Origin of the sequence: Pseudomonas sp. PB105, assembly GCF_009764655.1 — a bacterium.
GTDB classification, from domain to species: domain Bacteria; phylum Pseudomonadota; class Gammaproteobacteria; order Pseudomonadales; family Pseudomonadaceae; genus Aquipseudomonas; species Aquipseudomonas cyclaminis.
Genome location: NZ_RWIO01000044.1, coordinates 83,645 through 100,698, shown reverse-complemented (window position 1 = coordinate 100,698; position 17,054 = coordinate 83,645). Strand labels below are relative to the sequence as shown.

17 protein-coding genes are annotated in these 17,054 nt (G+C 61.9%); 13 read left to right on the top strand and 4 right to left on the bottom strand.

What is annotated here, in order from left to right:
* Window positions 1-167 precede the first annotated feature (167 nt).
* The 10 genes from EJD88_RS11945 (at window position 168) to EJD88_RS11900 (ending at window position 11,147) form a co-directional block, all read left to right on the top strand.
* Window positions 168-1,262 carry an ABC transporter ATP-binding protein gene (locus EJD88_RS11945; RefSeq protein ID WP_099587036.1) on the top strand — a complete coding sequence of 365 codons (1,095 nt, stop codon included), beginning with the start codon at window positions 168-170 and terminating at the stop codon, window positions 1,260-1,262.
* Window positions 1,262-2,359, top strand: a complete 1,098-nt coding sequence (locus EJD88_RS11940; protein ID WP_099586964.1) for an ABC transporter ATP-binding protein — start codon at window positions 1,262-1,264, stop codon at window positions 2,357-2,359. Before EJD88_RS11945 ends, EJD88_RS11940 begins: the two co-directional genes overlap by 1 nt.
* Entirely contained in the window at window positions 2,356-3,222 is an 867-nt protein-coding gene (locus EJD88_RS11935; protein WP_099586963.1) for a carbohydrate ABC transporter permease, read from the top strand. Before EJD88_RS11940 ends, EJD88_RS11935 begins: the two co-directional genes overlap by 4 nt.
* Before the next feature lie 10 nt (window positions 3,223-3,232).
* Complete coding sequence (locus EJD88_RS11930) at window positions 3,233-4,033, top strand: carbohydrate ABC transporter permease (protein WP_003232361.1); 801 nt, start codon at window positions 3,233-3,235, stop codon at window positions 4,031-4,033.
* Window positions 4,034-4,043: 10 nt separating this feature from the next.
* Complete coding sequence (locus EJD88_RS11925; protein WP_014718862.1) at window positions 4,044-4,316, top strand: DUF2160 domain-containing protein; 273 nt, start codon at window positions 4,044-4,046, stop codon at window positions 4,314-4,316.
* Between the two features lie 32 nt (window positions 4,317-4,348).
* Entirely contained in the window at window positions 4,349-6,091 is a 1,743-nt protein-coding gene (locus EJD88_RS11920; protein ID WP_112195839.1) for an ABC transporter substrate-binding protein, read from the top strand.
* A gap of 265 nt (window positions 6,092-6,356) precedes the next feature.
* Complete coding sequence (locus EJD88_RS11915) at window positions 6,357-7,736, top strand: iron-containing redox enzyme family protein (protein ID WP_158878047.1); 1,380 nt, start codon at window positions 6,357-6,359, stop codon at window positions 7,734-7,736.
* An 11-nt stretch (window positions 7,737-7,747) separates the two neighbouring features.
* Window positions 7,748-8,695, top strand: a complete 948-nt coding sequence (locus tag EJD88_RS11910) for a class I SAM-dependent methyltransferase (RefSeq protein WP_158878046.1) — start codon at window positions 7,748-7,750, stop codon at window positions 8,693-8,695.
* 5 nt (window positions 8,696-8,700) lie between these two features.
* Window positions 8,701-9,819 carry a carboxylate-amine ligase gene (locus EJD88_RS11905; RefSeq protein ID WP_099586959.1) on the top strand — a complete coding sequence of 373 codons (1,119 nt, stop codon included), beginning with the start codon at window positions 8,701-8,703 and terminating at the stop codon, window positions 9,817-9,819.
* 83 nt (window positions 9,820-9,902) lie between these two features.
* Window positions 9,903-11,147 carry a zinc-dependent alcohol dehydrogenase gene (locus EJD88_RS11900; protein WP_158878045.1) on the top strand — a complete coding sequence of 415 codons (1,245 nt, stop codon included), beginning with the start codon at window positions 9,903-9,905 and terminating at the stop codon, window positions 11,145-11,147.
* Between the two features lie 8 nt (window positions 11,148-11,155).
* On the opposite strand, the gene EJD88_RS11895 is transcribed toward EJD88_RS11900, so the two are convergent.
* Both EJD88_RS11895 and EJD88_RS11890 read right to left on the bottom strand, forming a co-directional pair.
* Window positions 11,156-11,587 carry a hypothetical protein gene (locus EJD88_RS11895; protein WP_158878044.1) on the bottom strand — a complete coding sequence of 144 codons (432 nt, stop codon included), beginning with the start codon at window positions 11,585-11,587 and terminating at the stop codon, window positions 11,156-11,158.
* A 124-nt stretch (window positions 11,588-11,711) separates the two neighbouring features.
* Window positions 11,712-12,500, bottom strand: coding sequence for a helix-turn-helix domain-containing protein (locus tag EJD88_RS11890; RefSeq protein ID WP_158878043.1), 789 nt, complete (start codon window positions 12,498-12,500; stop codon window positions 11,712-11,714).
* 85 nt (window positions 12,501-12,585) lie between these two features.
* Here EJD88_RS11890 and EJD88_RS11885 point away from each other — a divergent pair, with 85 nt between their 5' ends.
* From EJD88_RS11885 to EJD88_RS11875, 3 genes are all read left to right on the top strand, one after another.
* Window positions 12,586-13,584, top strand: a complete 999-nt coding sequence (locus tag EJD88_RS11885) for a bile acid:sodium symporter family protein (RefSeq protein ID WP_158878042.1) — start codon at window positions 12,586-12,588, stop codon at window positions 13,582-13,584.
* 81 nt (window positions 13,585-13,665) lie between these two features.
* Window positions 13,666-13,794, top strand: coding sequence for a hypothetical protein (locus tag EJD88_RS27215; protein WP_371926555.1), 129 nt, complete (start codon window positions 13,666-13,668; stop codon window positions 13,792-13,794).
* A gap of 123 nt (window positions 13,795-13,917) precedes the next feature.
* Window positions 13,918-15,102, top strand: coding sequence for a sugar transporter (locus tag EJD88_RS11875; protein WP_158878041.1), 1,185 nt, complete (start codon window positions 13,918-13,920; stop codon window positions 15,100-15,102).
* A 38-nt stretch (window positions 15,103-15,140) separates the two neighbouring features.
* Here EJD88_RS11875 and tal read toward each other — a convergent pair whose 3' ends face one another.
* Together tal and EJD88_RS11865 are read right to left on the bottom strand one after the other, a co-directional pair.
* Complete coding sequence (gene tal, locus EJD88_RS11870; protein WP_158878040.1) at window positions 15,141-16,064, bottom strand: transaldolase; 924 nt, start codon at window positions 16,062-16,064, stop codon at window positions 15,141-15,143.
* Window positions 16,065-16,087: 23 nt separating this feature from the next.
* Complete coding sequence (locus EJD88_RS11865) at window positions 16,088-17,041, bottom strand: sugar-binding transcriptional regulator (protein ID WP_032889554.1); 954 nt, start codon at window positions 17,039-17,041, stop codon at window positions 16,088-16,090.
* Window positions 17,042-17,054 lie beyond the last annotated feature (13 nt).

Genomic DNA, 17,054 nt, shown 5'->3' with positions numbered 1-17,054 from the left:
AACTGTTCATTGTCAACCCTCGAAGTGTTCAGTTGTTCAGCCCGATTGTTCACTCCCGAACATCCCATATGTCCCATTTCCTTGTGGATCAAGCACCTGCCGGTTTTGGCACGAAACTCGCTCTGACGACTGGCCAGATTCATTCCAATAATAAAAAAGGTCGTGTCATGTCATTGACCCTGGAACATGTCTCCCGCGTCGTCGAAGGCCAAACCTGGATCGACGATGCCACCCTGCGTTTCGAGCCCGGTTCCTTCAACGTGCTGCTCGGTCGCACCCTGTCCGGCAAGACCAGCCTGATGCGCCTGATGGCCGGCCTGGACAAGCCCGACAGCGGTCGCATCCTGATGAATGGCGTCGACGTCACCCACAAGCCGGTGCGCCTGCGCAACGTGTCGATGGTGTATCAGCAGTTCATCAACTATCCGACCATGACCGTGTTCGAGAACATCGCCTCGCCGTTGCGCCAGGCCGGTGTGTCCAACGAGGTGATCCAGAGCAAGGTGCTGGAAACCGCTCGGATGCTGCGCATCGAGAAGTTCCTGAAGCGTCACCCGCTGGAGCTGTCCGGTGGCCAGCAGCAGCGCACGGCCATGGCCCGCGCCCTGGTCAAGGATGCCGAACTGATCCTGTTCGACGAGCCGCTGGTGAACCTGGACTACAAACTGCGCGAAGAGCTGCGTCAGGAAATGCGCGAGCTGTTCCAGGCCCGCCACACCATTGCGATCTACGCCACTACCGAACCCAACGAAGCCCTGGCCCTCGGCGGCACTACTACCATCCTTCACGAAGGCCGGGTGATCCAGAGTGGCAAGGCTGCCGAGGTTTACCACCAGCCACACACCGTGCTCGCGGCCGAGCTGTTTTCCGAGCCACCGATCAACCTGATGCCGGGGCGTATCAGCGGCAATGAAGTGAGCTTCGCCAATTTCGTACATTTCCCACTCAATGTTGACCTGCGTCCCATCGGCGAAGGCGATTTTCGCTTCGGTGTGCGCCCCAGCCATATCAGCCTGGTGCCGAGCAACGACGACGACCTTGAGCTGGCGGTGACCGTAGAAGTCGCCGAAATCAGTGGCTCGGAAACCTTCCTGCACGTGCGCAGCGAACACTTCCTGCTGGTGCTGCATTTGCCGGGGGTGCATGAGTACGACGTTGACGCGCCGATCCGCGTGTATATCCCCACCCATAAACTGTTTGTGTTCGATGGTCAGGGCCGTTTGGTCCAGGCTCCCGGACGCCGTGTCGCGAGGGTTGCGTGATGGCCGAGATCCATTTGCAGAACCTGGCGCACAGCTATAACCCTACGCCGACCGGACCGGAAGACTACGCGATCCGGGAAATGAACCACGTGTGGGAGCAGGGCGGTGCCTACGCCTTGCTTGGTCCGTCAGGCTGCGGCAAGTCGACCCTGCTCAATATCATCTCCGGTTTGCTCAGCCCGTCTGAAGGCCAGGTGCTGTTCGACACCCAAGTGGTCAACGACCTCACGCCAGAAAAACGCAACATCGCCCAGGTGTTCCAGTTCCCGGTGGTGTACGACACCATGACGGTGTTCGACAACCTGGCGTTCCCGCTACGAAATCAGGGCATGGCCGAGGCGAAAATTCACAGCAAGGTGCAGGAAATTGCCGAAGTCCTCGACCTGCAAACCCTGCTGAGCAAGAAAGCGCGCAACCTCACCGCCGACGAAAAGCAGAAAGTCTCCATGGGCCGTGGCCTGGTGCGCGACGACGTCTCGGCGATCCTCTTCGACGAGCCGCTGACGGTGATCGACCCGCACCTCAAATGGAAACTGCGGCGCAAGCTCAAGCAGATCCACGAGCAGTTCAACATCACCATGGTCTACGTCACCCACGACCAGTTGGAGGCTTCCACCTTCGCCGACAAAATCGCGGTGATGTACGGCGGGCAGATCGTGCAGTTCGGCACGCCACGGGAGCTGTTCGAGCGGCCGAGCCACACGTTTGTCGGCTACTTCATCGGCAGCCCAGGGATGAATCTGATCGAAGTGCAGGCCGAGGCGGGCGGGGTGCGGTTTGCCGGCACCCACTTGCCATTGCCCGATGCGTTGCAACAACGCATTGCCAGCACCGACTACAAGAAGTTGCAGGTGGGTATCCGCCCGGAATTTATCCATGTGTGGGACGAGTACAACCCCGACGCCCTGCAGGCCGGCGTCACACATCTGGAAGACCTTGGCACCTACAAGATCATGACCCTCAACCTCGATGGCGCCACCTTGAAAGTGCGTTTGGCCGAAGACAAACCGGTGCCTGAAGGCACGGCGTCCATCAGCTTTCCCGCGCAATGGCTGATGCTCTACGCCGACGATTACCTGCTGGAGGTGCAGCCATGAACAAGGTGCAGAACAACAAGGCCTGGTGGCTGGTGCTGCCGGTGTTCCTACTGGTGGCGTTCAGTGCGGTTATCCCGATGATGACGGTGGTCAATTACTCGGTGCAGGACATCTTCGACCAGTCCAGCCGCTACTTTGTCGGCGCCGACTGGTACAAGCAGGTATTGCTCGACCCGCGGCTGCACGACTCGCTGCTGCGCCAGTTCATCTATTCAGCCTGTGTGCTGTTGATCGAAATTCCCCTGGGCATCGCCATCGCCCTGACCATGCCGACCAAGGGTCGCTGGTCGTCGCTGGTGTTGATCGTGCTGGCGATTCCGTTGCTGATTCCGTGGAACGTGGTGGGCACGATCTGGCAGATCTTTGGCCGCGCCGATATCGGCCTGCTGGGGTACAGCCTCAACGCGGTAGGCATCAGCTACAACTACGCGGCCAACACGGCGGATGCCTGGGTCACTGTGCTGGTGATGGACGTGTGGCACTGGACTTCACTGGTGGCGTTGCTGTGCTATTCGGGGTTGCGGGCGATTCCGGACGTGTACTACCAGGCCGCTCGGATTGATCGTGCATCGGCCTGGGCAGTTTTCCGACATATCCAACTGCCCAAGATGAAGAGCGTGCTGCTGATCGCGGTCATGCTGCGGTTTATGGACAGCTTCATGATCTACACCGAGCCCTTCGTCCTGACGGGCGGCGGACCGGGTAACGCCACCACTTTCCTCAGTCAGACCTTGACCCAGATGGCCGTAGGCCAATTCGACCTGGGCCCGGCGGCAGCGTTTTCGCTGGTGTACTTCCTGATCATCCTGTTGGTGTCCTGGCTGTTCTACACCGCCATGACCCACTCCGACGCCAACCGCTGAGGCCGCCAACATGAGCAAACGCAAGCTGATCCCGTTGCTGATCTACATCCTGTTCCTGCTGGTGCCGATCTACTGGCTGCTGAACATGTCCTTCAAGAGCAACACCGAAATCCTCGGCGGGCTGACGTTGTTTCCGCAGGATTTCACCCTGGCCAACTACAAGGTGATCTTCACCGACCCGAGTTGGTACACCGGCTATCTCAACTCGCTGTACTACGTGAGCCTGAACACGGTGATTTCCCTGAGCGTGGCGCTGCCGGCAGCCTATGCTTTCTCGCGCTATCGTTTCCTGGGCGACAAGCACCTGTTTTTCTGGCTGCTGACCAACCGCATGGCGCCGCCGGCGGTGTTTTTGCTGCCGTTTTTCCAGCTGTATTCGTCCATCGGCCTGTTCGATACGCATATCGCTGTAGCCCTGGCTCACTGCCTGTTCAACGTGCCGTTGGCGGTGTGGATCCTAGAGGGGTTTATGTCCGGCGTGCCCAAGGAGATCGACGAAACTGCCTACATTGACGGCTACTCGTTTCCGAAGTTTTTCGTGAAAATTTTCATCCCGTTGATCGGCTCCGGCATCGGTGTCACCGCGTTTTTCTGCTTCATGTTTTCCTGGGTCGAGCTGCTGCTGGCGCGCACCCTGACCTCGGTCAACGCCAAGCCTATCGCGGCGGTGATGACGCGTACGGTGTCGGCGTCTGGCATCGATTGGGGCGTGCTGGCAGCGGCGGGGGTGTTGACCATCCTGCCGGGCATGCTGGTGATCTGGTTTGTTCGCAACCACGTGGCCAAGGGCTTTGCCCTGGGCCGGGTCTGAGGAGTCGATGATGGAATGGATGGCCTGGACTACCCCCACTGCACTGTTCTTCGGCGGCATCGCCCTCATCCTGGCGGGCATGACCACCTGGGAACTGCGCTCGCCGAGCATCCCCCGGCGGGGTTTGTTACCGATCAGCACCACCCGTGGTGATCGCTTGTTTATCGGTCTTCTCGGCAGCGCCTACCTGCATTTGCTGGTGATCGGCGTTACCGACTGGAGCATCTGGGTGGCGTCCGCGCTCTCCCTGGTATGGCTGTTGAGTGTGATGCGTTGGGGCTAGTGCCCTTATGAATAAACAACCAGGAGGTCTCTATGTTGAATAAGAACAATAAGCTGCGACATAGCATTTCATTGGCCGCCGTACTGGCCCTGAGCGGTTTGAGCGCTTCGGCCTGGGCCGATGCGTACGAAGATGCCGCGAAGAAATGGATCGGCAGCGAGTTCAAACCGTCCACCCTCACCGAAGCCCAGCAGCTCGAAGAGTTGAAATGGTTTATCAAGGCGTCGGAACCGTTCCGTGGGATGAAGATCAACGTGGTGTCGGAAACCCTCACCACCCATGAATACGAGTCCAAGGTGCTGGCCAAGGCCTTCAGTGAAATCACCGGCATCAAGCTGACCCACGACCTGCTGCAGGAAGGCGACGTGGTGGAGAAGCTGCAAACCCAGATGCAGTCCGACAAGAACATCTATGACGGCTGGGTCAACGATTCCGACTTGATCGGTACGCACTTTCGCTATGGCAAGACCGAATCGATCACCGACCTGATGGCCAACGAAGGCAAGGACTTCACCTCGCCGACCCTCGACCTCAAGGACTTTATCGGCCTGTCCTTCACCACCGCGCCGGACGGCAAGATCTATCAACTGCCCGACCAGCAATTCGCCAACCTCTATTGGTTCCGCGCCGACTGGTTCGAGCGTCCGGAACTGAAAGCCAAGTTCAAGGAAAAATACGGCTACGACCTCGGCGTACCGGTGAACTGGTCGGCCTATGAAGACATCGCCAAGTTCTTCAGCGAAGACGTCAAGGAAATCGACGGCAAGCGCATTTATGGGCACATGGACTACGGCAAGAAAGACCCGTCCCTGGGCTGGCGCTTCACCGATGCCTGGTTCTCCATGGCCGGTGGCGGCGACAAAGGCCTGCCCAACGGCTTGCCGGTGGACGAGTGGGGCATTCGCGTGGAGGACTGCCATCCGGTGGGCTCCAGCGTGACCCGTGGCGGCGATACCAACGGCCCGGCCGCTGTGTTCGCCACGCAGAAATACGTGGACTGGATGAAGGCCTACGCGCCACCGGAAGCGGCGGGCATGACTTTCTCCGAATCCGGCCCGGTACCTTCCCAAGGCAACATCGCCCAGCAGATCTTCTGGTACACCGCGTTTACCGCCGACATGGTCAAGCCTGGCCTGCCGGTGGTGAATGCCGACGGCACGCCGAAATGGCGCATGGCGCCGTCGCCTGTCGGACCTTACTGGGAAAAGGGCATGAAGAAGGGCTATCAGGACGTAGGCTCCTGGACCTTCCTCAAGTCCACGCCCGAGAAGCAGAAACTCGCGGCCTGGCTCTACGCTCAGTTCGTGACGTCCAAAACCGTCTCGCTGAAGAAAACCATCGTCGGTTTGACGCCGATTCGTGAGTCCGACATCAACTCGCAAGCCATGACCGACATGGCCCCCAAACTCGGCGGCCTGGTGGAGTTCTACCGCAGCCCGGCGCGCACCGAGTGGTCACCAACCGGTACCAACGTGCCGGACTATCCGCGCCTGGCGCAGCTGTGGTGGAGCAACATCGCCTCGGCCGCCAGCGGCGAGAAAACCCCGCAACAGGCGCTGGACAACCTGGCCAAGGAACAGGACGCGATCATGACGCGCCTGGAACGCTCCAAAGTGCAACCGGTGTGCGGTCCGAAAATGAACCCCGAGCGTGACGCGCAATACTGGTTCGACCAACCGGGCGCGCCAAAACCGAAACTGGCGAACGAGAAGCCGAAAGGCGAGACCGTTAGCTACAACGACCTGCTCAAGTCGTGGGAGGCGGCGCGCAAGTAAAAATCTAGGGTTGGGCAGAACGGCACTCAGGTGCCGTTTTGTTTTTCTGCTACTCCGCAATCCGCGGCGTGGACTGCCGAGGGTGTGTTCATGGCGGCACATGAGGCGTACGGCGAACGGGCGCCACTGATCAGGCATGTTCGAATCCCGATTGAATTTTCCGCCAGGCCCGATGCTCTTTCCTTCAGAAGCGCGTGATTTTGAGCGCTCTTGCGGGGCCTCTTGTTGAAGGGGCGTTGTCTCGGACTTTGCGGGAACTGCCATTATGACGCTATTAACGGCGCTGTCGGGCCAACTGGCCTCTATGCATCACTCGGGCTACGGAGAGTATCAGCGGGTTTATCAACACCTGTATGGCGAAGCGCCGAACGCCGAGAGCGTGGCGCGCGAGTTCCTGCAAACCCAATTGGCCCGGGTACAGGATGCCACCAACGAGCTGCCCGCTGAGCCGGAACAGCTCTTGGCCTGGGTTGAGCAGCGTTGTGCTGCGGTCGCTCAGGACTACGCCGATTACCTTGAGCAGCGCCAGCAAGGCCGGCCTCGCCGTTACTTCCAGAACAAAGCCCATGCACTGTACGTATTGCAACGTGTGGCCCCGACCAAACAGGTCGACGGGGCGTGGTTGTATGGACTGCTGCATTACTGGCAAGACCAGCGTTTTGACGGCCTGCTCAGCACCTATCTTGAAGAGTTGGGGGACGGCGAAGCCGCGCAGAACCATGTGGTGATCTACCGCAAGTTGCTCAGTGATCACGACGCCGACAGCGACGCGGGCGTCGAAGACGAACACTACCTGCAGGGCGCGCTGCAACTGGCCCTGGGCCTGTGTGCCGAGGAATTCCTGCCGCAGGTCATCGGCTACAACCTGGGTTACGAGCAGTTGCCGCTGCACTTGTTGATCACTTCGTATGAGCTGAGCGAGCTGGGCATCGACCCGTATTACTTCACCCTGCACGTCACCATCGACAACGCCAGCAGCGGCCACGCGTGCAAGGCGGCGCAGTCGGTGTTGAACCTGCTGCCGCTGGGCGAGGGCAGGGCGGACTTCTACCGCCGCGTGGCCGAGGGTTATCGCCTTAATGACCTTGGCCCGGGCACCACGGCCGTTATCGAGCAGTTCGACCTGCACGCTGAAGTGGTGGCGATGCTCGAACGCAAACGCACCTTCGGCCAGCACATGCATTCGGACTATTGCCGCTTCGAAGGCAAGACCGTCAACCAGTGGCTGGCGCAGCCGGGGCAGGTCGGCGCGTTCCTCCAGGCGTTGCAGGACAAGGGGTGGATCAAGCGCAATCAGGACCCGGCCGAGAGTCGCTTCTGGCAACTCATCGAGGGCGCGGGCGCGGCGATGTTCGGCGTGTTCAGCGGCTATGAAAAACAGGTGTTACATGACTGGATTGCTGGCGAGTGGATCAGCGACCAGCGCGTGGCGCCGGTGAGGCGTGGGCGCTCCAGCCGGTTTTCCCAGGAACAGCACCGCCCGGCCGACCCTGACACCCAGGCGCTCGTGGACTCGCTGTGGAAACTGCCCGACGAACAGCAGCTCAACGCGCTGATTCCGTGGCTGTCGGCGCGGCGCCATTGCACGCCCGCCGGGTTGTACGCCACTCGCCGGTTTATCCAATTGCGCGCGCGCCTGCGCTAAGGAATTCGCCCATGTCTGCACAACAACTCGCTGATCGCGCACTGCTCAACCTGGGCCGGGGCTTGAAGGAGAGCGGCTACCGCTTTATCACGCCGACGCCCATGACCCATGAACGGGTCTTCCAGCGCCTGGCGACGCCGCTGGCAATGGACCTGCGCGACGTGTTCGGTTGGTCGATGCCGTTTGACGGCGCGCTATTGGCCGAGGCGTTCTGCGAAGAATTGCAGCAGGCCGACGTGATCGAAAAGCACGATTCGCTGTGGCGCAGCGCCGTGCGCTGGTCGAGCCTGGATGACCTGTTGTTCGTTCACTCGGCGTACCCCACGACCCAGTCGGATGCGGTGTTTTTCGGGCCCGACAGTTACCGCTTCGCGCGCCTGATTGAAGCGCATCTGCAACAGCGTTTCGAGCCGATCAAGCGCGCGGTGGACATCGGCTGCGGCGCGGGCGTGGGCGCACTGGTGGTGGCTCGGGCACGGCACGACGCCGAGGTGTTGGCGGTGGACATCAACCCGCGCGCGTTGCGCCTGACCGCAGTGAATGCCGAGTTGGCAGGGCTGGCCAATGTGGTCGCGTACCACAGCGATGTATTGGGCAGCGTCGAAGGCGAGTTCGACCTTATCGTCGCCAACCCGCCCTATATGAATGACGACCGCCAGCGTGCATATCGGCATGGCGGCGGCGCACTGGGCGAGCAATTGTCGGTGCGCATTGTCGGCGAATCCATGGGGCGCCTGGCGCTGGGCGGTAGCCTGGTGTTGTACACCGGCGTGGCGATCGTTGCTGGTGGCGAGGACCCGTTCCTGGCGGCCGTCAAACCATTGCTCGGCAGCCATGCCTATGGCTGGACCTACCGCGAGCTTGACCCCGATGTGTTTGGCGAAGAGCTGGACAAGCCGGGCTACGAGCGTGTCGAGCGGATTGCCGTGGTCGCGCTCACCGTTACGCGCCTGCGTTGACGTCGATGCTCACCTTCGGCATCGAGGAGGAGTATTTCATCACCGACCTGCACACCCGGCGCATGCTGGCCGAGCCTTCGGCGGCGGTCTTGGCCGCCTGCCGGAAGGCTATTGGCGCAGGCTTTGCGGATGAAATGTTCCAAGGGCAGATCGAGGTGGCGTCGCCGGTGTTCCACACCAGCCATGAGGCGGCGGAGTACCTGGCGACGGTGCGGCATGACCTTGCCCGATCTCTCGGCGAATTCGGCCTGGGTGTGGTGTGTGCCGGCAGCCATCCGTTGGCTGACTGGCGGGAGCAGGCGCCCACGGAGCGCGCGCATTTCCGGCAATTGTTCGACGCTATCCAGCATGTCGCGCGGCGCAGCGTGCTGTGCGGCTTGCATGTGCATGTCGCGGTGCCGACGGATGTGGACCGTATTGCGGTAATGAATCAGGTTTCGTCCTGGTTGCCATTGTTGTTGCTGCTCAGTTGCTCGTCGCCGTTCTGGGACGGTGCGCCCACAGGGTTCATGAGCTACCGCCAGGCCGTTTGTGATGAATGGCCGCGCATGGGCGTGCCGGAACACTTTGCCGATTGGGCCGCGTATCAGCGGTACCTGGCACTGCTGCAACGCATCGGCGCGATCAAGGCCGATGGCAACGGCTGGTGGGGCATTCGCCCGGCGGCGCGCTACCCGACCCTGGAACTGCGCATGACCGATGCTTGCCCCAGGATGGCCGACGCCCTGGCCCTGGCCACGTTTTACCGCGTGATGGTCACCCATGCCTGTGGCCTGCCATCGCCCGGTGTGGCCTTCACCGCCGAAAGCCGCTGGCTGCTCCAGGAAAACCGATGGCAGGCCAAGCGCTACGGCGCTGCCGGCACCTTTGCGCTGGACGATCACGGCGCAACGGGCACTGCCGAGCAGTGGTTGCAACAGGCCGAACGCACCTTCGCGGCCACCGCTGACGCCCTGGGGGAGCCGCAGCTGTTTGACACCTTGCACAGGTTGCTGGACGGCGGTAACAGCGCTGTCGAGCAACTGCACTGCCACGCCGCCGCCCAGGCTTCGGGCGCCGAAGCGTTTGCGTGCCTGCAACAGGTGGTCGACCGTCTGCTGGCCCAGAGCCGCGCTGACCATTGATCGGGTGCTGGCCCAGGCCAAGTGAACACTCGCTGTCTGTGTGGCCCTTAATAATAAATCCCTCAAGAGCAGGAGCGCAGAGCATGCGAGCGATGACTTTCCAGGGCGCGCACAAGGTGCAGGTGGACACGGTGCCCGATCCGATCATTGAGCAACCCGACGACATTATTCTGCGAGTCACGGCCACGGCGATCTGTGGCTCGGACCTGCACCTGTACCGGGGCAAGATCCCCACGGTCGAACACGGTGATATTTTCGGCCATGAATTCATGGGCATTGTCGAAGAGACCGGCCCGGCGGTGACGGCAGTGCAGCGTGGCGACCGGGTGGTGATCCCGTTTGTGATCGCCTGTGGCGATTGTTTCTTCTGCCAACTCCAGCAGTTTGCCGCCTGCGAAACCACCAACGATGGGCGCGGTGCGATCCTGAATAAAAAGGCGATCCCACCGGGCGCGGCACTGTTTGGCTACAGTCGTCTCTACGGCGGCATTCCCGGTGGCCAGGCCGAACTGGTGCGCGTGCCCAAGGCCAATACCGGGCCGTTCAAAGTGCCTGGCTTGCTGGCGGATGAAAAGGTGCTGTTCCTCTCCGACATCCTGCCCACGGCCTGGCAGGCGGTGACCAACGCCGAGATCGGGCAGGGCTCAAGCGTGGCGATTTATGGCGCGGGGCCGGTGGGTCTGCTCAGCGCCGCGTGCGCACAGATGCTGGGCGCCGAGCAGATTTTCATGGTCGATGACCACCCGTACCGCCTGGCCTACGCGCAGAAAATGTATGGCGTGATCCCGATCAACTTCGAGCAGGACGATGACCCCGCCGACACCATCATCCGCCAGACCGCCGGCATGCGCGGCGTCGATGGGGTGGTCGACGCGGTCGGCTTCGAGGCCAAGGGCAGTACTACCGAAACCATCCTGACCACGCTCAAGATCGAAGGCAGCAGCGGCAAGGCCTTGCGCCAGTGCATCGCCGCCGTGCGCCGCGGCGGGGTGGTCAGCGTGGCGGGGGTGTACGCCGGGTTTATCCACGGGTTCATGTTTGGCGACGCGTTCGACAAGGGCCTGACGTTCAAGATGGGCCAGACCCACGTGCAGCGTTTTCTGCCGGAGTTACTGGAGCATATTGAGTTGGGGCACCTGAACCCAGAGGCGATCGTCACGCATCGCCTGTCACTGGAGCAGGCGGCGCGAGGTTATGAGCTGTTCGACAAGGGCGAAGAGGATTGCCGCAAGGTCATCCTGCTGCCGGGGATCGACGAGCGGCCAGTGGCTGAGCCGCTGGACACGCTGACCCCAGGGTTCAACGTGGGCGCTGCCCGCCCGGCCTAGCTGGCCTGTCAGGCGGCGGCTTGTGGTTGCAGGTGCAGCTCAGTGTCCACCGCCTTGACCAACCCGCTGGCCAGAAACAGCGGTGCCAGGCGTTTGTGCAACTGCGGTTCGACAAACTCTTTCACCGTTTCCAGGGTCAGCACGCCGCTCAGCGGCAACTCGGCCTTGGTGTAAGACAACCAGGCCCTCTTCAACGCCATCAACACATCACTGCCCGCCGTGGAGGCGAAGCGACGGTGGGTGGGTTTGCCGTCGAAGGTGAACGTGTGCTGGAACGCATAGCCGCTTTCGTCGCCGCCACTGGCGGTGCAGCGGATGCAGGTGCACGGGCCTTCGCCAAAGGCGCTGCGCAGGTAGGTGTTGAAGTCCACCACGGGTTTGAGTGACAGGCGCTTATCGACCTCGAACAGGTCCCCGGTCATTTTTTCGTCAGTGTTCAACGTGCATTTCCTCGCAGGTCGGTGGCCATTTTTCAAAGCGCGGCACAATAGCAGCCGGGCGAAGTGTGGAACAGCATTTCCACGCAGAGCGGGAGGGTGTCGGGGGTATTCAGGGTGTGAGGGCTCACCGAAAGAACTCACCCGGTGTGGCATCAAACTGCTGCCGAAACGCATTGATAAACGCCGACGTCGACTCATACCCGCACCCCAGCGCCACATCCGTCACCCGCTCGCCTTGCTCCAGGGCGGGCAGGGCGCTCAATAGTCGCAAGCGCTGGCGCCAGGCGCGGAAGGTCAGGCCCGTGTCCTTCAAGAACAAGCGGCTGAGGGTCTTTTCGCTGACCCCCAGTTTTTCGCTCCAATGCCCCAAGGTGGTCTGTTGCTCCGGGCGCAGGTTGAGGCTGCGGTAGATGTGGCGCAAACGCGGGTCGAGGGGCAGGGGCAGCATCAAGTCCACGTGGGGCGCGGCGGCGAGTTGGTCCAGGACTACTTGGGCCAGACGCCCATCTGGACCGTCCTCGGCATACTCCACCGGCACTTCACTGAAGCTGCGGATCAATTCGCGCAACAGGCTGCTCACTTCCAGCACATGGCAAAGCTGCGAGGCCCAGGCGGTCACGCTGCAATCCAGATACAAGCTGCGCATTTCAGTGTGGGGCGAGCTGTACACCCGGTGCGGCATGCCCGCCGGGATCCACACCGCCCGCTGCGGCGGCGCGACAAAACGGCCGGCGCTGGTCTGGATCTCCAGCACCCCGGAAATCGCGTAAGACAATTGCACCCACGGGTGACTGTGACGCCGGGTCAACGCGCGATTGGGCAAGGATTCAGTTCGCCCATACACCGGCCGTGGCAGGCTGGACAGCCCGGGGATACTGCGGCGCACGGTCTTGTCATGTCCTTTAGGCGGCATTTACTGGCTCATTGGCGTTAGTCGGTAACAGGCCGTTACGTTAGAGTCGCGGTGACGCTCTTGGCAACCCCTGGAAGATCTGCTTATGACACGCCCCCGTTTTCTGCCCGACAACTTCACCCTGACCCTGATCGCCACGGTGATCCTCGCGTCCTTGCTGCCCGCCAGCGGCCAGACCGCCGTGGCTTTCGGCTGGGTTACCAACCTGGCCATCGCGCTGCTGTTCTTCCTGCACGGCGCCAAGCTATCGCGCCAGGCCATCGTCGCCGGTGCCGGCCATTGGCGCCTGCACCTGCTGGTGTTCAGCCTGACCTTCGTGCTGTTCCCCTTATTGGGCCTGGCGCTCAAGCCGGTGCTGTCGCCGCTGATCGGCAAAGACCTTTACATGGGCATGCTTTACCTCTGTGCCTTGCCGGCCACCGTGCAATCGGCAATTGCCTTCACCTCATTGGCGCGAGGCAATATCCCCGCGGCGATTTGCAGCGCGGCGGCGTCGAGCCTGTTCGGTATCTTCCTGACGCCGTTGCTGGTGACGTTGTTGCTCAATGTGCACGGTGAAGGCAGCTCCACCGTCGACGCAATCCTGAAAATCAGCGTGCAGTTGCTGCTGCCATTTATCGCAGGGCAAATCGCGCGCCGCTGGATCGGCGAATGGGTCGGCCGCAACAAAGCCTGGCTGAAATTTGTCGATCAGGGCTCGATCCTGCTGGTGGTCTACGGCGCGTTCAGCGAGGCAGTCAATGAAGGCATCTGGCACCAGATCCCGCTGTGGGAACTGGGTGGTCTGGTGGTCGCCTGCTGTGTGCTGCTGGTCTTGGTGCTGGTGGCTTCCAGCGTGCTGGGCAAGGCGTTCGGCTTCAGTCAGGAGGACCGCATCACCATTTTGTTCTGCGGCTCGAAGAAGAGTCTCGCGACCGGCGTACCCATGGCCCAGGTGCTGTTTGCCGGGGCGAGCATGGGCGTGCTGATCTTGCCATTGATGCTGTTTCACCAGATTCAATTGATGGTCTGTGCGGCGCTGGCGCAGCGGTACGCAAACCGGCCGGAGAGCATTCCCGAGTTGATGGGGCGGGTGGAACCTTAATAGTCGGGCCTGTCTATCAGTTGTTCCTTAAAGCGACAAGGCAGTCAGTTCGACGTACGGCCGGTCACCACGGTCAACGCCGTGGGCAACGTGAGGCTGGTGGCCGACAGCGGCAGCGGGCGATATTACGACCAGCGGTATCGGGTGGTAGACAGCACCGGTAAGCCCGTTCAGTCCGGGAACTATGTGGTCACCGTGACCGCACCGTGACAAAACTGAAGGTATTTTGAGGGGGATGAGCGTCAACAGCCGGCCGAGAAACCTATAGAATGTCGGGCGGCGGCGCTTGTCCTGGGTGGCCGCTCGATCATCGCCAGAGTACCTCGCCCTTCAATGAGCATTTCAGCCGCAACCCCCCAAGCCAACTGGCAACCGGTCATCGCCCTTGCGCTGGCCGCGTTTGTGTTCAATACCACCGAATTCGTGCCGGTCGGCCTGCTCAGCGCCATCGGTGCGAGCTTCGACATGCCCGTGTCCAGCGTCGGCCTGATGCTCACCATCTACGCCTGGATCGTGTCCCTGACTTCGCTGCCGGTGATGCTGCTGACGCGCAACGTCGAGCGGCGCAAATTGCTGATCGTGCTGTTCGGCATGTTTATCGTCAGCCATATCCTCTCCAGCGTCGCCAACAGTTTTGGCTTGCTGATGGTCAGCCGCGTCGGCATTGCCTTGTCCCATGCGTTGTTCTGGTCGATCACTGCGTCCCTGGCGGTGCGCCTGGCGCCGGAAGGCAAACAGGTGCAAGCCCTGGGGTTGCTGGCGACCGGTACGTCATTGGCGATGGTGTTGGGAATTCCACTGGGTCGCCTGCTCGGCGAGGCCATGGGCTGGCGCACCACCTTCCTGGTCATCGGTGTTTTCGCGGCCGGGCTGGTGTTCTGGCTGGCGCGCACCTTGCCGCCGCTGCCGAGCCAGAACTCCGGCTCCCTGCGCAGCCTGCCGCTGCTGTTCAAGCGCCCGGCGCTGGTGGCGCTGTACGTGCTGACCGCGCTCACGGTGACTGCGCAATTCACCGCCTACAGCTATATCGAACCCTTCGTCGAAGGCGTGGCCGGCATGGATGGCGGCGCCGTGACCCTGATCCTGCTGGTCTTCGGCGGCGCGGGCATCATCGGCTCGTTGCTGTTCAGCCTGGTGCACCGCTTCAACCCGCACCTGTTTGTGGTCGGCGCGGTGTTTATCTTGGCCGCGTGCCTGACGCTGATGCTGCCCCTGAGCGGTGCCGAGTCGTACCTGGTGATCCTGAGCATTTTCTGGGGCATGGCGATCATGGGCTTCGGCCTGGCCATGCAATCCAAGGTGCTGGTACTGGCGCCGGACGCCACGGATGTGGCCATGGCGATGTTCTCCGGCATCTACAACATCGGCATCGGCGGCGGCGCCCTGATGGGCAGTTGGGTCGGCAGCCACTTCGGCTTCGCCTGGATCGGCGTGGCGGGCGGGTTGCTGGCGGCGGTGGCGTTGGCGGGGTATTGCCTGGCGATTCGCAGGTTTGGGACGGGGGTGGCGCCACACTGATGTAGGAGCGAGCAAGCTCGCACCTGACGAGGGCGGTGTTACAGCGCCGCCAACACCTTCTCCAACTTCTCCTGATCCCGCGCAAACTGTCGAATGCCTTCCGCCAGCTTCTCGGTGGCCATCGCATCTTCATTCGACGCCCAACGGAACTGCGCTTCGTTCAACGGCTGACGCGCTTCGCCCGCCGCACCCGGTTGCAGTTTGCGCTCCAGCGGGGCGCTATCTTCGGCGAGCTTTTGCAGCAGGTCCGGGCTGATGGTCAGGCGGTCGCAGCCGGCCAGTTGTTCGATCTGGCTGAGGGTGCGGAAGCTGGCGCCCATCACCACCGTCGGGATGGCGTTGGCTTTGTAGTAGTTGTAGATGCGCGTCACTGACTGCACGCCCGGGTCTTCGGCGCCGGTGTAGTCCAGGCCGGTGCTCTTGCGGTACCAGTCGTAGATGCGGCCCACGAACGGCGAGATCAAAAACACCCCGGCATCGGCGCAGGCCTGGGCCTGGGCGAAGGAGAACAGCAGGGTGAGGTTGGTCTGGATGCCGGCTTTTTCCAGGCGCTCGGCGGTGCGGATACCTTCCCAGGTGGACGCCAGTTTGATCAGCACACGGTCGCGGCCGACACCGGCCTGGTCGTACAGGTCAATCAATTGGTTGGCCTTGGCCCACAGCGCGTCTTGGTCGAAGGACAGGCGTGCGTCGACTTCGGTGGAGATACGCCCCGGAATCACCTTGAGAATGCCGCAACCCACCGACACCGCGAAACGGTCACAGGCCAGGTCGACATCGCCTTTGGACACGCTCACCGCGTTACGCAGCAACTCGGCGTATTCCGGGATGGCGGCGGCCTTGAGCAGCAGCGACGGGTTGGTGGTGGCGTCCACCGGGCGCAGGCGGCTGATGGCTTCCAGGTCGCCGGTGTCGCAGACCACGGTGGTGAATTGCTTGAGTTGTTCGAGCTTGGACGTCATGAGCGGCTGTCTCCAAAAAAAGGTTATTGGTTGAGGGCCTGTGCGGTATCCAGGTCGGTGATCAGGATGTCCAGGTAGCCGCCCTTGAGCGCGCCGCGAATCGCCTGGACCTTGTTCAGCCCGCCGGCCAGGCCGAGCACGCGGTGGATGCTGCGCAGTTTGGGCAGCGCCACCGACACCACGAATTCTTCATCTTCTTCCAGCACCGGTTTGCCCTGGGCATCGAAGTAACGCAGGCAGATATCACCCACCGCGCCGCGCTCGGCCAGCAGGCGCAGCATGTCTTCGGTGTAGTAGTTGCCGCTGTTGCGCAGCAATTGCGAGGGCTCCAGGTCGCCGATGCCGACAATCGCCAGGGTGATGCTGTCAAAGCGTTGCAGCACTTCCTTGACCTCTTCCATCTGCACGATGCGCTGCTTGCTCTGCACCGACTGTTCGATGCTTTGGGACGGCAGCAAATACGCCGGGCAGTTGAGCAGGGTGGCCAGGCGTTGGGTCAGCAGCGTGGCTTCGAACGCGCCTTTGTTGCCGACGCCGCCCAGCAGTTGCACCACTTCCTCGGCGCCTTGCTTGCCCGACTGCGCATGCAGGTGGCCGACCATGGCGCGGATGGTGCTGCTCCACGACGAAATACCGATATGGTCCTGGGGCGACAGGCTGGTTTCCAGGTAGTGGGCGGCGGCCGAGCCGATGGCTTGCTTGATGCTTTCGTCATTGCCGGGCTCGGTGGCTTCCACCACGATCACCCGGCGCACGCCGTAGCGGCGTTGCAGTTGGGTTTCCAGCTCCAGGTGCAGGCCTTGCAGGCGCATCACGCTGATCTTCACGACGCCTTCCTGCAGCGCCCGGCGCAGGGCGCGGCTGATAAAGGACTGGGACAGGTCCAGTTGCGTGGAGATTTCGGACTGCTTGAGCCCTTCTTCGTAATAGAGGCTCGCGATCTTGGTGATCAGGCGCTGTTCTTCGATCTGGCTCATGAAGGCCTCAGTG

Bases quoted from the DNA above. Each gene is read 5' to 3' on its own strand.
- EJD88_RS11945 (WP_099587036.1), top strand. From the start codon at position 168: ATGTCATTGACCCTGGAACATGTCTCCCGCGTCGTCGAAGGCCAAACC.
- EJD88_RS11940 (WP_099586964.1), top strand. From the start codon at position 1,262: ATGGCCGAGATCCATTTGCAGAACCTGGCGCACAGCTATAACCCTACG.
- EJD88_RS11935 (WP_099586963.1), top strand. From the start codon at position 2,356: ATGAACAAGGTGCAGAACAACAAGGCCTGGTGGCTGGTGCTGCCGGTG.
- EJD88_RS11930 (WP_003232361.1), top strand. From the start codon at position 3,233: ATGAGCAAACGCAAGCTGATCCCGTTGCTGATCTACATCCTGTTCCTG.
- EJD88_RS11925 (WP_014718862.1), top strand. From the start codon at position 4,044: ATGGAATGGATGGCCTGGACTACCCCCACTGCACTGTTCTTCGGCGGC.
- EJD88_RS11920 (WP_112195839.1), top strand. From the start codon at position 4,349: ATGTTGAATAAGAACAATAAGCTGCGACATAGCATTTCATTGGCCGCC.
- EJD88_RS11915 (WP_158878047.1), top strand. From the start codon at position 6,357: ATGACGCTATTAACGGCGCTGTCGGGCCAACTGGCCTCTATGCATCAC.
- EJD88_RS11910 (WP_158878046.1), top strand. From the start codon at position 7,748: ATGTCTGCACAACAACTCGCTGATCGCGCACTGCTCAACCTGGGCCGG.
- EJD88_RS11905 (WP_099586959.1), top strand. From the start codon at position 8,701: ATGCTCACCTTCGGCATCGAGGAGGAGTATTTCATCACCGACCTGCAC.
- EJD88_RS11900 (WP_158878045.1), top strand. From the start codon at position 9,903: ATGCGAGCGATGACTTTCCAGGGCGCGCACAAGGTGCAGGTGGACACG.
- EJD88_RS11890 (WP_158878043.1), bottom strand. From the start codon at position 12,500: ATGCCGCCTAAAGGACATGACAAGACCGTGCGCCGCAGTATCCCCGGG.
- EJD88_RS11885 (WP_158878042.1), top strand. From the start codon at position 12,586: ATGACACGCCCCCGTTTTCTGCCCGACAACTTCACCCTGACCCTGATC.
- EJD88_RS11875 (WP_158878041.1), top strand. From the start codon at position 13,918: ATGAGCATTTCAGCCGCAACCCCCCAAGCCAACTGGCAACCGGTCATC.
- tal (WP_158878040.1), bottom strand. From the start codon at position 16,064: ATGACGTCCAAGCTCGAACAACTCAAGCAATTCACCACCGTGGTCTGC.
- EJD88_RS11865 (WP_032889554.1), bottom strand. From the start codon at position 17,041: ATGAGCCAGATCGAAGAACAGCGCCTGATCACCAAGATCGCGAGCCTC.